This window comes from Prosthecobacter sp. (assembly GCF_029946185.1).
Lineage (GTDB): Bacteria > Verrucomicrobiota > Verrucomicrobiia > Verrucomicrobiales > Verrucomicrobiaceae > Prosthecobacter.
This window is the reverse complement of record NZ_JAQSEA010000306.1, coordinates 79,059-93,942: the sequence shown is the minus strand read 5'-3', so window position 1 is coordinate 93,942 and position 14,884 is coordinate 79,059. Positions and strand designations below refer to the sequence as shown.

Sequence of the window (14,884 nt, the reverse complement as noted above, 5' to 3'; positions counted from 1 at the left end):
GGTCGCCAAGGTCGCCAAGGTCGCCAAGGTCGCCAAGGTCGCCAAGGTCGCCAAGGTCGCCAAGAAAGCCGCTAAAAAGGCTGCGAAAAAGAAGTAACGCATTGACCTCCTAGGGAGGTCGATGTGGCGGAGAAATCCGCCGCCAAAAGCCCTGTGGGGATAATTCCTCACAGGGCTTTATTTTTTTTGGATGCGGCGTCTGCTGCTGGGTGCTTTGGCAGGATCAGGAGTGCTGCGTTGTGTTAACGCCTGACATCTTAATCGTAAACGGAACCGGGCGGTGGCGCAGAAAGGTAGGTTCCCCCGGCTGACATGGCATCATTACGGGTAGATTGGACTTTATTAATCTGATCGCTCGCACCACGCATGCTGCCCATACCCGCTGAGCCACCCATGCCTGTAACGGCGCCATAATTTTGATATGAGGGCATGTAAAATGAGCCCATCCCTCCAGATCCGACCGAACCGACCGTGTTGCCACCAACCTGGCCCGGATTCAATGCCACCGGCTGATCCGGTGTTGGAACGCCGTTGGATTTGCGCTCTGACTCAGCCAGATAGTGTTTGTTCCATGCTGCGTTGTTGACGCTCTCAGCGACTTTGGAGTCCAGCCGATGCTTTTCCTCCGCGTAGTCCGCTTTGCTGATCGCACCGCTGGCGCGCTTTTTCTCAAGTTCGTCGTACGTGGCCTGATATCTGGATCGGACGACCTGTTCATAGGCATTCAGTTCCGCCAGCGTCGGGATGCTGTCCATCGTTCTGCCAGCGCAGGAGGCCAGCAATCCGGAGAGCAGTGCGGCCATCAGTAGTTTTGAGGCGTTCTTCATGCCGCAATCTAAGCCCCCGCGGGGGCTTTTCAAATCAAAGCATCGTTCCACCCCATGCACACACAGACCCAATTATGAATAAAAACGCTCCTGCTTTGGACCCTATTGACGCTGCTCTGCAAGCCCCTGAGCCTCGCGGCAACTACCTGCCGTATCCAGTTTCACGCTTGGCTGCCAAAATCATCCCGCAGGACCTCACCAGCTTCAAATCCCGTGGCGTCTCCCGGGTCGAGCGTGTGCTTCAGCAGGAAATGGTCGAAATCCAGGAGCGCTACATGGAGGTCATCGACGCGTTCAATTGGAACAAGCTCATCTACGAAAGCCGCTTCGGTTTTGAACCAGTCTGCGGTGAGGTTTATCACCTCTACGACGTCAAGGGCGGGCGCCAGCTCAGCATGATCCCACCTGAAGAGTGGCACCAGCTCTGGCTCGGCAGTGTCAGACTGAACGCAGATGGCCGCTGGCAGATTGAAAAAGCTGCGCCAAATTTCAATATTCGCGACTGGGTGCAAACCTCCGTCTCCTCTTGATGCGACCCACCTTCTCAGACATCGGCCAGCGCCTTGCCGGCCCCAGCGGCATCCAGGAACTCATGGATGACTGCGGAGCCGCGCTCACCACCCATCCAGACATGCGTATGCTCGGCGGCGGCCAGCCTGCCGCCATTCCTGAAGTGCAGCAGCTCTGGCGCGACCGCATGCACGCCATGCTCGACGACGGCAGCATCGACCGCACGCTGCTCAACTACGATCCCCCTGGCGGCAATCCGCTCTTCCGTGAAACCTTCGCCGCCTTTCTCAACCGCGAATGCGGCTGGAATGTGACCCGCGAAAACATCGCGGTCATGCCCAGTTCGCAGTCAGCGTTCTTCCTGCTCTTCAATCTCCTCGCCGGTGAGACAGGCACGACCAGGCGTCGCATCCTGTTCCCGCTGCTGCCTGAATACATCGGTTACGCTAATCAAGCGCTCAGCCCCGGCCAGTTCACCGCTTGCCTGCCACGCATTGTCGAGACCGCCCCGCACGAGATCAAATACCACGTCGATTTTGATCAGCTGCGCATCACACCCGACATCGCCGCGATGTGTGTCTCCTGCCCCACCAATCCCACGGGCAACGTGCTCACGCAAAACGAGTTCGACAGCCTTCACGCACTGGCAGACGCACACGGCATCCCGCTCATCATCGACAACGCCTACGGCCATCCCTTTCCCGGCGTCATCCACAACGGCTTCCAGCCCAAGTGGCAGCCGGGCATGATCTTCAGCATCAGTATGAGCAAAGTCGGCCTGCCCGGAGTGCGCACCGCCATGATCGTCGCCGATCCGCACATCGTGAAGGCCCTCTCGAACATGAACGCCATCGTCTCACTCGCGAATGGCAATCTCGGCCAGGCCCTCCTCATGCCTCTGCTCAAAGACGACACTCTTGTCAGGTTCGGCGCCTCGATCATTCGCCCCTTCTACCGTGAACGCTCCGATTTCGCCAAATCCGTTCTCGCTGCGGCGCTGGGAGATCGCGTTCCGTGGGCCTTGCATGCGCAGGAGGGGGCCTTCTTCCTTTGGCTCTGGGTCAATGGCCTGCCCATCTCTGCCGCGGAATTGTATCGTCGGCTCAAAGAGCGCAAGGTGCTCGTCATCCCCGGGCACTACTTCGCCTTCGGTTTGGAGCAAGACTGGCGTCATCCGCATGAGTGCCTGCGCCTCACCTACTCGCAGCCAGAACACATCGTTCGCGAAGGCTTGGAAATAATCGCCGATGAAATCATCCGCAGTTTCTGAACCCTTCTCCGCCTTCATGGCGCGTGCCCTGTTCGACCCCGAACGCGGCTACTACACCCGCAATATTCGCACCGTAGGCCGCTCCGGGGATTTTTCCACCTCCGCCACGCTTTCACCATCCCTCGGCCATGCCATCGCCGCCTGGCTCAAAGCAGAATCGCGCCTTCAGCCGCAGGTTCGCCACATCATCGAGGTCGGCGCAGGCGATGGCTCGCTTATGCAAGCCGTACGCAAGTCCCTCGGCTGGTGGGCACGCCTCCGGTTCACCTTTCACATCGTCGAAACCTCCCCGGTGCTGCGGCAGGAGCAGCAAAAGAAACTGGGCGCCAAGGTGACATGGCACACCGATCTCGAATCCGCACTCGCCGCTGCTCAAGGCCACGCGCACATCTACCACAACGAACTCCTCGATGCCTTCCCCGCAACGCTCGTGCAGTGGGACGCCGCAGCGCAGCGCTGGCTTGAAGTCTGGGTGCCGGAGCAGCTGCACCCGCACGCTCTTGAGCCAGCCCACTACAGCGCCCTGCGCCACACCGCCTTCGCGGATCGCCAGCGCTGCGAGCTTCACTCCAGCATCCGCGACTGGCTGCACCAATGGACCCCGCATTGGCACAGCGGCACCATGCTCACCATCGACTACGGCGACGAATTTCCCCGTCTCTACCATCGGCGGCCACACGGCACGCTGCGTGCTTATCTCTTGCACCAAAGACTCACCGGAGCCGACCTTTATGCCAATCCAGGCCGCCAGGACATCACTGCTGACATCAACTTCACCGACTACGCCGCCTGGCTGCTTGAACTGGGCCTCGCGCAGGACTCACAACAGACCCTGGCCGAATTTCTGCATTTACACGCTGCCCCAGCCTGGCTCACCGACCCCGAAGGAGCCGGAACTGCCTTCAAATGCTTCGTGCATCGCCGTCAAGCATGCGCATCATCAAATCACACCACATGAATTCTGTTAACGACCGCCCCGGCACGCATGAGAAAGCACTCAAAATCAATCTCGCTCACACCATCTACGGCACCTTCGCCGAAATAGGTGCTGGTCAGGAGATCGCCAACTGGTTCTTCCGGGCCGGCGGTGCATCCGGCACCGTCGCCAAGACTATGTCAGCCTATGACATGACCATCAGCGATGAAATTTACGGCAAGTGTTCCCGCTACGTTTCGCGCCAGCGCATGTGCGCCATGCTGGAGCATGAGTATCCCATGCTCATTCAGCGCTTGAACGCCAAACGCGGCACCACCACCACCTTCTTCACGCTGGCAGACACCGTGCGCGCACGCTCCTATCGCGACACCAAAGAGGAGTGCCATGGCTGGATTGGCCTGCGTTTTCAGACCGAACCCGGCGGCCCGGGCAACGAAATCCAGATGCACGTCCGTCTCTTGGACGACTCCAATGCACTCCAGGCAGATGCACTGGGGAAACTCGGTGTGAACCTCATCTACGCCGCCTTTTATCTGCGGGAGGACCTGTCCTCTTTTCTCCACAGCCTGCTCGACGACATCACTCGTAAATCCGTCGAGATTGACATGATCGACTTTGCTGGCCCCGCCTTCGCCGCCTCGGAATTTCAGGATCGCCTCGTCGCACTGAAGCTCGTCCGCTTGGGGCTCGCTGACGCCGCACTGTTCGGTGCCGATGGCGAAATCTGGCAGGCTTCCGATGTGCTTTATAAAAAGCCGGTCTTTCTCAAGCGCGGCAGCTTTGATCCCATCACCAAGCTCAATCTCGACATGATCGAGCGCGGTCAGGCCGCTTTTCAGGCAGATTTTGGTGATGAAGCCCGTGACAACATCGAGATTCTCGAAATCACCATGCACAATCTACTCGCCAGTGGTGCCGAGGTGCCGGACAGCGAGTTCCTTGCACGTGCAGATGTGCTGCAGGCGCTCGGCAAAAACGTGCTCATCTCGAAGTATCCGGAATTCCACCGCGTCAGCAGCTACCTCGCGCGCCACACCCAGTGCCCCATCGGCATCGTGCTTGGGCTGCCCTTGTTTCAGGAGCTGTTCAACGAACGCTGGTGTACCGATCTCGAAGGCGGCCTGCTCGAAGCCTTTGGACGGCTCTTCAAAAATCAGGTGCGTGTTTACGTCTATCCCATGGGCAATCCGATGAACGGCCAGATTCTCGGTGTAAACGACTCCCATGTCACTCCCGAGCAAAAGCATCTCCTGCGCTACCTAATCGAAACCAAAAGCGTCCGTGCATTGGAAGAGCCCAGCCCAGACTACCTCTTTCACACCAGCGCCGAAGTGCGCAACATGATCAATGCCCGCGATCTCAACTGGCAGTCCCTCGTGCCGGACATCGTACTCAAGCAGGGACCTTGGCGCGAAATTGGGCAGCCGGTCATGTAGCAAACTGCTTCGTTCTTGACGCCGTGCGTGGTCCGCAGCCAATCTGCCGGCATGCAAGACGCCACGGCTGAAGACCTCGACCTCATCACGATCACCCAGCTGCGGCAGGTCGCGAATCAAACGCCGCAGCCTTATCGCCTGCATTTGCAGGTCGAATCACGCATCGAAAAAGCAACCAGCTCCGGCAGTCCGTTCTTTGAGGTGAAGTTCGTTGATGCCGCCGATTCGTTCATCTGGCGTGTCTTTGATAACAATCCCCTGTTCCAAGACGCGTCCAAACTGGCGCGCAACGCCTTCATCCAGCTCGCCGGACAGTGGGTGGAAGGTAAATACGGCCTCGAACCACGTCAGGTGCAGATGCGCACTCTCGCCGAAGACGAAACCAGCACACTGCTGCTGGGAGATCCCGACCTCGCGTCACGCCAGCAGGTCGATTATGCCGACATCACCGCCTTCATAGAGTCCATGCGCGACCCACGCCTCCTAAAACTCTGCTGCGTGTTTCTTGAACGCTACGGTGAGCGCTTCCGCCGCACCGGCGCAGCACGCAGAAATCATCATGCCCGCCGTGGCGGTCTGGTGGAGCACGTGGCGCAGATGATGCGTTGCGCGGTCGCGCTTGCGGGCCTGTATCCGCAGTTGAACCGTGACTTGATGATCGCGGGCGTCTTGTTTCACGACTGTGGCAAACTCTGGGAAAATGTGTATGCAGAGTCCGGCTTCACCATGCCCTTCAATCTCACTGCCGAAATGCTGGGCCACATTCCACTGGGTCTTGAGTTGGTGAACAAACTGTGGCGGGATCTGCTGGAAGACCCTGCGGCTGCCGAATGGACCGCACTGGAGCCTGCTTCCGAAATCGTGCGCCTGCATCTGCTGCATCTCATTGCCGCGCATCACGGCACCCATGAGTTCGGCTCCCCCGTGCTGCCAAAGACGCCAGAGGCCGTAGCCCTGCATCACGTCGATAACATCGACGCCAAGCTCGAAATGTTCCGGCGCGGCTATGCCAGCAGCAAAGAACTTGCCCCCGGCATATTCGAGAAGTTCTCCCCCTGGCCAGTGAACATCGTCGCCCCGCTGCCTGCCGTGCATCTGCCACAGGCAGAGAGCGCAGCCTAGGCGTGCAGTTTCATCAACGCCGCACGCACCATCAGTGCCTCGCCCACATTTTCAGAGGTGAGCAGGCCGACGAGTTTGCCGCTGCTGGGATCAAGGACTGGTATGGCCGGACAATCGCTGGCGTTCAAGATTTCGAGCGCCTGGGTCAGCTCGCTGGCAGGCTGAGTCGATGCGGGGCAGGCGCGCATCACTTCCATCACAGGTTGACCAGGGCCCTTTTCTGCGAGTGCCGAGATCAGATCATGTCGCGTCAGCATGCCCTGCATGCCGCCATGGGTGTCGAGTACAGGAAAATCCTGCTGTGCACCGGCGAGCAGAAGCGTCACGCCATCACGCAGCGTGGCCTCAGGTGGCAGGCTGCGAAAATCGGTGAGCATCGCATCACGCACGTGCAGATTTCGCGTGACCTCCTGCTGGGTGACCATGGCGGCCTCCTGGCCTGCCGCCATGAAGATGAAGAAGCAGATGAGCAAAATCATGGGATGAAAAGAGTGGTTCAGCAGCATGTAGATCGCCACCATCATCGCGATGCCCTGCCCGATCGCGGCCGCCCGGCGTGTCGCGACTCCGTATTCCATGACCATGGCAAATGTGGCGCGCAGGATGCGGCCCCCGTCCATGGGGAAAGCGGGGATCAAATTGAAGGCTACCATGAAGGCATTCCACATCATGAGCTTCTCGAAAAAGTTGCCCGTTTTGAGGAAGTTGTAGTCCGGGTTGAGCGTGGCATTGATGCCTAAACCCAGCCAAATCGCCGCAGCGATGATTACATTGACCAGCGGACCGCTGATGGCCACCACCAGCTCCTGCGAGGGCTTGCGTGGCATGCGCTCCAGTCGCGCCACACCGCCGATGGGCAGCAGCGTGATATCCGGCGTACGGATGCCGTAGCCTCGTGCGGCCAGCACATGGCCAAATTCATGCAGCACCACGCAGACAAACATGACGGTGATGAACAGCGTAGCTTCCAGCGCTGCAGGAGCGCCTTGCCCGCTGAGAAAACTCTGGCTGGCGACAAACAGCAGCAGCAGGAAAAAAGTGACATGAACACGGACTTCCGTACCGGCTACGGTGAAGAGGCGAAAGGACCATTTCATGAGGAATCTAGGACTTGGGGGATTTAGAGGGATCGTAGTAGATACGCACGTCAGCGTCTTTGATGCCCAGAATCTCCTGCGCACGTCGCAAAGCATTGCGGGTGGAAAGATTGGGATTGGACGGACTGGCGGGGAAGAGATTGTCCTTCGTGATCACCTCCACCATACCTGCCCCCTTCAACACACGGTACAGATCCTTCGACACGCCGCTGACAATAATGTCACGCCCGTCAGCACGCAGCATCCGCGTCAGCTCCTCGATCGCCATGGCGCACGTGGCGTCCAGGTGGCGTGCATTCTTCAGCCTCAGGATGACAATCCGTAAATTGGGGTCCGTGCAGGATCGTTGGATCTGCGTGCGAAAAATGTCGGCGGAGGCAAAAAACAAATCACCCTCCACATGCACGATGGAGATGGCCGGATGCTGGCGCCCGCCTTGGTGTGCTTCGGCCAGATTGCCTTCCTCATTGAAGACGTATTCCACCAGCGAGGGCTGGCTGGCCTTGTGCAGGTAGAGAATGATCGAGATGCCCACCCCGGTGAAGATCGCCACATGCAGGGGCACGAGCAGCGTGGCGATGAAGGTCGTGAGAAACACCACCGCATCCGCCCCTGTCGCGCGCAGGGAGATGTGGATCTGCCGCTTGTTGATGAGCGCCATGGCCACACAGATCACCATCGCCGCGAGCGCGGCCTTGGGCACAAACGCCACCAGCGGGCCAATAGTCAGCGCCGCCACCAGACACACCACGCCACCGACAATGGCGGAGATCGGCGTCACCGCGCCGCTCTCATACGCCGCCAGCGAACGCGTCAGTGACTGGGACGCGGGCATGCCGCTGAGATAGGAGCAGGCCAGATTCGCCACACCGAGACTGAGCATGTCCTGGTTGGCATCCACGCTGTGCCCTGACCTGCTGGCCAGCGTGCGCGCCATCGCGGAGTTTTCCATCATGGAGACAAACGCCAGTGAAAGCGCGAGCCCAAAGAGCTGGCTGAACTGCGCTGAAGCCTTGCCACTCGTGAAGTCAGGAAACGGCGGCAGCAGTGTGCGCCAGGAGAATGACAGATCTGAATAGGTCGCGACATGCAGCCCCGCTTTGTTCATTATCACGGCGAGGAAAGACATTAGGATGAGCGTCAGCGTCAGCGCCGGGAAGCGTTTGCCAAAACGCCTGAGACCGTAGTAGCTGCCAAGGGCGAGAACGCAGATCAGCGCACTCGGCCAGTGAATGGTCTGCAGATTCCCCAGCACCTCGTGCACATCGGAGACCAGCGTTCGCGCCACGTGTTTGCCGGGGGGCGCGGCGATCTGCTGGCCCAGCGCTACCGGCAGCTGATGCGCAAACATCTGCAAGGCTGCACCCGTGATATATGCCACCACCACCGCCCGGCTGATGAACCGCGCCATGTCCGCCACACGGAAATACGCGCCGAAAATCAGCAGCGCACCCACAAGAAACACCAGCATCGGCATCGAAGCCAGTTGGTTCAGGTTGGGAAAGGCGGCGAAATAGGACGCCACCATGAAGGCTGTGGCATTTGTCGGTCCATAAACGGCATGCCGCGAACTCATCAGCAGCGCGCCGACCACGCAGGCCACCGCTGAGCAGGTGATTCCATAGACCAGCGGCAGCCCGGCCACCACGGCAAACGCCATCCCCTGCGGAATGGCCAGCAGCGCGCCGTCCACCCCGCTCCGGAAGTCCGCTTTGAACATTCCCTTGTCGTAACCCTGCAGCGTCTGCCTGAGCGGAAAAGGGTCGAGATCACTTTCGGCGGCCACGGTTTGAAACCACGTCTTGCCCTGACGTGAAAAATCACGCAGTTGCTGGAACCAGGATCGTAGTTGGGAACGCAATAGAAACTCCTTGGAAGCGCTTGGGCCAAGCTAGACGTCTCAGCACAGATCACAAGCACAGTGCTTATTCGATTGCCGCTGGACTCCAGGTTCTATCGAATCATCTTCCACCATGCCCGCAGACGCTGACCAATCGATCCCGGACGTTGTGGAGCATCCCATCGGCCCGGAGCTCGATCTGCACACCTTTCGTCCGAATGAAATCGGCAGCCTCCTGCCCGAATACTTCGCCGAATGCCGCAAGCTCGGCATCCTCCGCGTCCGAATCATTCACGGCAAAGGCAAAGGCACCCTCAGAACCGGTGTACATCAGTTGCTCACGAAACTGCCCGAAGTTCAGCAATTCATCTGGCCCGCCGATGAAACCAGTGGCTCCTGGGGCGCGACCTGGGTCATTTTACAGGCCTGAAATTCGTCAGGGAGTCCAGTCCGCATTCGTCCACACCTTCGGCTTGCCATTCTCCAGCTTCTCCAAATCCAGCGCCGTGCCGTTTTTGACTTCCAGCTTCTGCCCACGGATTTCCAGGGTCAGGGGACCTCCCAGATCGGCTTTTTCCAGCCAAAATCGCAGCCGCACGTCCCCGGTGGTTTGGGCTTCGATGCTCGGCGGGCGTTCCACTGGGAGAATAAAGGGCGGCACCTCCTTGCCTGCGGCATTGACCAATCGCACGTCCGGAGGCCGCATCGATAGCGGGCGGGGGCTTGCATTCTTGTAGCGTACCTCGAGATCCAGACGGGCATTGCCAAAATCGCGCTCCAGCGTGCACCGGCGGAGTTGCAGGGGGGAATCGGTGTTCATTTCCGCTTCGGGACCGTTTTCGGCCAGGTTTTGGGACGGTTCAAATGACCACCAGATGGCGATTCCGCCTGCGATAAGCAGCAGCCAGACCTCAAATCTCTGAAAAATACGCATGTAGGCTAAATTCGGGGATGTCGTTCTCTGTTTGTCAAAACCGTCAAACTGTCTATCATGCGCGCCCCTCCGACCCGGACGCGGTTCCCACCGCCCGGTTGTCGCGATGGAAAACACTTCGCCCCTAATCGCTTTCTCATGAACATCAACGTCGAACATCAGCCCAACTGCCGCGCCGTCGCCCACGTCCGCGTTCCCTCCGACCAGGTCGGCAAAGAACGTGACGGAATCATCACCTACTTCGCCGGCATGGTTCGCCTGCCCGGCTATCGCCCCGGCAAAACGCCGAAGAGCATCGTCGCCAAACGCTACGAAAACGAAGTGAAGGACGAACTCGAAAAGAAGCTCATTAGCGAAGGTCTGCGTCAGGCTGTGAAGAGCGAAGGCCTCGAACTCCTCAACGTCCTCGCCGTGAATGACAAGATGTATCACGACACCGACAACAGCTTCAGCTTTACCATTGAGATGAGCCTCGCGCCGAAGTTTGAGCTTCCAGAGTACACCGGCATCCCCGTCAAGCTCCCCCGCATCGAAGTCACTGACGCTGATGTGGACCACGATCTCCTCCACCTCCGTGAAAACCAGGCCACCTATGAAGATGTGGACCGTGTCGCCGCCGTCGGTGATGTCGTCGTGCTCAGCGTCACCGGCAGCCTCGAAGGCCAGCCGCTCGCCGAAGCGATGCCCGACGCCCCCGCTCATCTCAAGGAGATGAAGGAAAACTGGTTCCTCCTCGCCGATGAAGATGATTTCCTCCCCGGCTTCTACGCAGGCCTCGTCGGCATCGCCAAAGATGACGAGCGCACGCTGAACATCACCATCGCGGACGATTTCAACTTTGAAGCCCTGCGCGGCAAGACCATCGCCCTGGCCGCAAAATGCCACGGCGTGAAGAACAAGGCAGTGCCGGAACTCACCGAAGACCTCATCAAGAAGGTCGGCGGTGATGAAATGACCCTCGAAACCCTGCGCAATGAAGTGCGCGACGCCATCCGCCGCCGCCGTGAGCAGGCGCGTGATGCCGCGAAGTCCAATCAGGTCACCGCTTACCTGTTTGAGAAGGTTGAGTTCGAACTGCCGCAGGAAATCGTGAACCGCGAAGCCCAGCGCCGCACCAACGAAATCGCTCAGCGCGCCATGCAGCAGGGCATCGGCGAAGAAGAGCTCATGAAGCAGCAGGACGAGATCCTCAACAGCGCTACCAATCAGGCCCGCCAGAACGTCAAAGTCAGCTTCATCCTTGAGCAGATCGCCAAGAAGGAAGCCCTCGAAGTTCCCGGCCAGAAGATCGCCATGGCCCTCGCCCAGATCGCCGAGCGTCAGAAGATGCCTGCGAAGAAGTTCATGGCCGAAGCGCAGAAAAACGGTCTCATCGACAACGTCCGCGGTGACCTCCTACTCCAGGAAGCCATGGAATTTCTCAAGGACAAAGCCATCGTCGAAGAAACCGAGCCCGAGTCGGAGCACTGCGACACGCACAGCAAGTAAGGCAGGCGGCGGAGCCGGGTCAAGGATTCGTCAAGAGGTCAAGGCAAGGTCAAGCAGGTCGTCACACGACTCTTGACCATCCCTTGACCGGCGAAGCCTTGATGGCTTGACCTCCGTTAAGTTTGCATTGCATTCGGAAGCCTCAATGTGCCATGAGTGCTGCATGTCGCATGATCTCCACGCCACCCTGAAACAGCACTTCGGCCACAAGGCCTTTCGCGCCGGGCAGGAGCAGGTCATGGAGACTCTGCTCGCAGGCAGAAGCGCACTCGCCTTGTTCCCTACCAGCGCGGGCAAATCGCTCTGCTACCAACTCCCCGCGCTGCTCATGGACGGCGTGACGCTCGTCATCTCGCCATTGATCGCTCTGATGAAGGACCAGGTGCAGGCGTTGCGCGCACGCGGCATTGCCGCCGCGCGCTTGGATTCCTCACTCTCAGCGGATGAGGCCATGCAGGTCTTTGACGACATGCGCAATGGCACGCTCAAGCTCCTCTACATCGCCCCGGAGCGGCTCATGAATGAAAACTTCGTCGAGCGCCTCAAACGTCTGCGCATCTCCATGATGGCCGTCGATGAAGCCCACTGCATCTCCGAATGGGGCCACAATTTCCGCCCGGAATACCTGCGTCTCGCACTGGTCGCCAAGGAACTCGGCATCAATCCCGTGCTCGCCCTCACAGCCACCGCCACGCCCTCAGTCGCGGCGGATATTCGCAAGGCCTTTGCCATCGAGCAGGCGGACCATGTGCAGACCTCCTTCTTGCGGTCAAACCTGCATTTTCGCATCACTCCTTGCACCTCACAGCAGCGCCTGCCCGTGCTCACCAAGCTGCTGCTCAAGCGCAAGGTTCCCTCCATCGTTTACGTCACGCTGCAAAACACCGCCGAGCACGTGGCCACGCATTTGCAGAAAAATGGCGTGAACGCCCTCGCCTATCACGCCGGCTTGCCGGACGAGCACCGCCACGCCGCGCAGGATGCCTTCATGAACGGCCAGACCGATGTCATCGTCGCCACCATCGCCTTCGGCATGGGCATCGACAAGGCTGACATCCGCGCGGTGTATCACTACAATCTTCCCAAGACCCTCGAAAACTACTCGCAGGAAACCGGCCGCGCGGGTCGCGATGGCAAGGTCTCCGTCTGCGAAATGCTAGCCTGTGCGGACGATTGCATCGTGCTGGAAAACTTCACCTTTGGCGACACACCCACGCCGCAGGCCATCCGCCAGCTCCTGGATCATCTGCTGCTGCAAGGTGCGGAGTTCGATATCTCCATGTACGATCTCGCCCACGCTACGGACATCCGCCCGCTGGTTATCGAGACCGTCATCACCAATCTCGAACTCAACGGCATCCTGCGTCCGCTCGGCTCGTTTTACGCGAGCTATCAGTTCCGCTTCATCCAGCCGGAGCAGCGCATCCTTACCGGTTACAAACCGGAACGTCAGGCCTTCCTGCGCAGCCTGTTTCAATGCGGTAAGCGCGGCACCAAATGGATCACGCTCAATCCCGACGAAGCCGCCGCCGAACTCAATGAGCCACGTGATCGCGTGCTCAAAGCGCTGACCTATCTGCAGGAATCCGGCGACATCGAACTCAAGCCCAGCGGCAGCCGCCAGAAGTATCGTCTGGCCGAAGACGCACACCGCCGCGATCCCAAGGAGATCACGAAAAAGATGCAGCAGCTCTTTGCAGAGCGTGAATGTCGGGATGTCGAGCGCCTCGGTGAAGTGCTGAGTTTAGCCCAGCATCGCGGCTGCCTCACTCGCTGGCTCTTGCACTACTTCGGCGAAGAAATGGCTGCAGACTGCGGCACCTGCACGAGCTGCAAAGAGCACGAAAAAGGCAGCACCGACGAATCACCGCGCGAGATCCCGCAGTCCGAGCCACCACCGATCACCGTCGAGCACGTCGCCGCCATCCACGAGGTCATCGCCGAGCGCAAAGCCGCCCTGCGCTCCTCCCGCCAGCTCGCACGTTTCCTCTGCGGCCTCACCAGTCCCGCCACCACGCGCGAACGCCTCGGCAGACATCCCAACTTCGGTTTGCTGGAGCGCATTCCGTTTGGCGATGTCCTAGCGCAGACGGAATCCATGCTGAGTTAAGAAATCATTGCCAGAACTCCTCCTTTTTGGAGGTATTTGATTCTCTCATTTCAACCACCATGCGCATCCTCCCGCTCCTTACCATCCTCCTTTCTACCGTCAGCCTGCGTGCGGAATCCCTGCTGCCGCCAAACGCCCGTGTCGCCGTGATCGGTGACAGCATCACCGAGCAGAAGATCTATTCCAGATACATCGAGACCTACCTGCTCGCCTGCACCGGCCGCAGCGACATCAAGGTGTTCCAGTTTGGCTGGAGTGGCGAACGCGCCGGCGGATTCGCCGCGCGTCTTGAAAACGACCTCGCCGTGTTCAATCCGAATGTGGCCACCACTTGCTACGGCATGAACGACGGCAGCTACACGGCCTACACGCCGCAGATTGGCGCCGAGTATGAGAAAAACATGCGCGCGGTGATCGCAGGGCTGCAAAAAGTTGGCGTGAAAGTCATGGCGATTGGTTCACCGGGTGGAGTCGATCCCGATTTCTTCACGCGTCCAACCATCAAGGGCGAGATCTACAACGAAAACCTCGCACACCTGCGCGACATCGCGAAGAAGCTCGCGGAAGAAAACAAGCAGCCCTTTGCCAACGTGCACGACAGCATGATGAGCGCGCTCGCGAAATCGAAGGCAGCTCTCGGCAAAGAGTACGGCCCCTTCGGCGGCGACGGCTTCCACCCCGCACCCGCAGGCCAGCTCCTGATGGCCCAGGCCTTCTTGAAAGCACTCGGCTTTGACGGCGAGATCGGCACGATCACGGTGGATTTGAAGGGCGAGTGTGCGGCGAGCAGCGGGCATGCCATCATAGCGGGCAAGGGCGGCAGTGTGACGCTGGAAAGCTCGAAATGGCCCTTCATTTTCGACGCTGATCCAAAATCTGCCGGCAGCAATCGCAGCATCCTGCCTTTCACCACTTTCAATCAAGACCTCAACCGCCTCACCCTGAAGGTGAAAAACCTCAGCGCCGCCAAAGCCAAAGTCACCTGGGGCAGTCAGAGCAAGGAGTTCACCCGCGAGCAGCTCGAAGCCGGCATCAATCTCGCCGCCGAATTCACCAAGACACCCTTCGATAACGACTTCGCCGCCTTGACCGCCGCCATCACGCTGAAGGAGAACTTTGAAACGCTGCTGATCAAAAACCTTGTCACTCACATGCGCGTGATCGCTGCTGAGGCTGCTGAAGAACCCAAAGTGGCCGCTGCGCTGACGAAACTGAAAAAGAAGCTCGCCGATGAGCATGCCAAGCCGGATGCCAACGTCCGCAAATTCATCAAACCCGTCACCCACACCATCAAGGTCGAGGAAATCCGCTGA

Annotated in this window: 13 protein-coding genes; 9 read left to right on the top strand and 4 right to left on the bottom strand. The window is 59.2% G+C overall.

Annotated elements, in window-relative coordinates; genetic code table 11:
* Positions 1-257: 257 nt before the first annotated feature.
* Complete coding sequence (locus PSV43_RS25185) at positions 258-827, bottom strand: hypothetical protein (protein WP_300204279.1); 570 nt, start codon at positions 825-827, stop codon at positions 258-260.
* 74 nt (positions 828-901) lie between these two features.
* Between PSV43_RS25185 and PSV43_RS25180 the strand changes: the two genes are divergently transcribed.
* Genes PSV43_RS25180 through PSV43_RS25160 form a run of 5 tightly spaced genes read left to right on the top strand, consistent with a single transcriptional unit; the run spans position 902 to position 6,102 of the window.
* Positions 902-1,357, top strand: coding sequence for a DUF2452 domain-containing protein (locus PSV43_RS25180; protein WP_300204276.1), 456 nt, complete (start codon positions 902-904; stop codon positions 1,355-1,357).
* Complete coding sequence (locus PSV43_RS25175; protein ID WP_300204290.1) at positions 1,357-2,607, top strand: valine--pyruvate transaminase; 1,251 nt, start codon at positions 1,357-1,359, stop codon at positions 2,605-2,607. The genes PSV43_RS25180 and PSV43_RS25175 overlap by 1 nt, the downstream gene beginning before the upstream one ends.
* The gene (locus PSV43_RS25170; protein ID WP_300204274.1) at positions 2,585-3,565 is read left to right on the top strand and encodes an SAM-dependent methyltransferase; all 981 of its coding nucleotides are present in this window, start codon (positions 2,585-2,587) and stop codon (positions 3,563-3,565) included. Before PSV43_RS25175 ends, PSV43_RS25170 begins: the two co-directional genes overlap by 23 nt.
* Positions 3,562-4,980, top strand: a complete 1,419-nt coding sequence (locus PSV43_RS25165; RefSeq protein WP_300204271.1) for a TonB-dependent receptor — start codon at positions 3,562-3,564, stop codon at positions 4,978-4,980. The genes PSV43_RS25170 and PSV43_RS25165 overlap by 4 nt, the downstream gene beginning before the upstream one ends.
* Before the next feature lie 51 nt (positions 4,981-5,031).
* Positions 5,032-6,102, top strand: coding sequence for an HD domain-containing protein (locus PSV43_RS25160; protein ID WP_300204269.1), 1,071 nt, complete (start codon positions 5,032-5,034; stop codon positions 6,100-6,102).
* Here PSV43_RS25160 and PSV43_RS25155 read toward each other — a convergent pair.
* Together PSV43_RS25155 and PSV43_RS25150 are read right to left on the bottom strand one after the other, a co-directional pair.
* Positions 6,099-7,199 (bottom strand): site-2 protease family protein, encoded by a 1,101-nt coding sequence (locus PSV43_RS25155; protein ID WP_300204266.1) that lies wholly within the window; start codon positions 7,197-7,199, stop codon positions 6,099-6,101. The genes PSV43_RS25160 and PSV43_RS25155 overlap by 4 nt on opposite strands.
* 7 nt (positions 7,200-7,206) lie before the next feature.
* Positions 7,207-8,985 carry a SulP family inorganic anion transporter gene (locus PSV43_RS25150; protein ID WP_300204264.1) on the bottom strand — a complete coding sequence of 593 codons (1,779 nt, stop codon included), beginning with the start codon at positions 8,983-8,985 and terminating at the stop codon, positions 7,207-7,209.
* A gap of 187 nt (positions 8,986-9,172) precedes the next feature.
* On the opposite strand from PSV43_RS25150, the gene PSV43_RS25145 reads away from it, so the two are divergent.
* The gene (locus PSV43_RS25145) at positions 9,173-9,469 is read left to right on the top strand and encodes a Smr/MutS family protein (protein ID WP_300204261.1); all 297 of its coding nucleotides are present in this window, start codon (positions 9,173-9,175) and stop codon (positions 9,467-9,469) included.
* A 6-nt stretch (positions 9,470-9,475) separates the two neighbouring features.
* On the opposite strand, the gene PSV43_RS25140 is transcribed toward PSV43_RS25145, so the two are convergent.
* Positions 9,476-9,973: a hypothetical protein gene (locus PSV43_RS25140; RefSeq protein WP_300204258.1), complete on the bottom strand. Its 498-nt coding sequence runs from the start codon at positions 9,971-9,973 to the stop codon at positions 9,476-9,478.
* A gap of 138 nt (positions 9,974-10,111) precedes the next feature.
* On the opposite strand from PSV43_RS25140, the gene tig reads away from it, so the two are divergent.
* The 3 genes from tig to PSV43_RS25125 all read left to right on the top strand — a co-directional run bounded on the left by tig (position 10,112) and on the right by PSV43_RS25125 (position 14,884).
* Complete coding sequence (gene tig / locus PSV43_RS25135; protein WP_300204256.1) at positions 10,112-11,461, top strand: trigger factor; 1,350 nt, start codon at positions 10,112-10,114, stop codon at positions 11,459-11,461.
* A 163-nt stretch (positions 11,462-11,624) separates the two neighbouring features.
* Complete coding sequence (locus PSV43_RS25130; protein ID WP_300204254.1) at positions 11,625-13,571, top strand: ATP-dependent DNA helicase RecQ; 1,947 nt, start codon at positions 11,625-11,627, stop codon at positions 13,569-13,571.
* 59 nt (positions 13,572-13,630) lie between these two features.
* Positions 13,631-14,884 (top strand): SGNH/GDSL hydrolase family protein, encoded by a 1,254-nt coding sequence (locus PSV43_RS25125; protein ID WP_300204251.1) that lies wholly within the window; start codon positions 13,631-13,633, stop codon positions 14,882-14,884.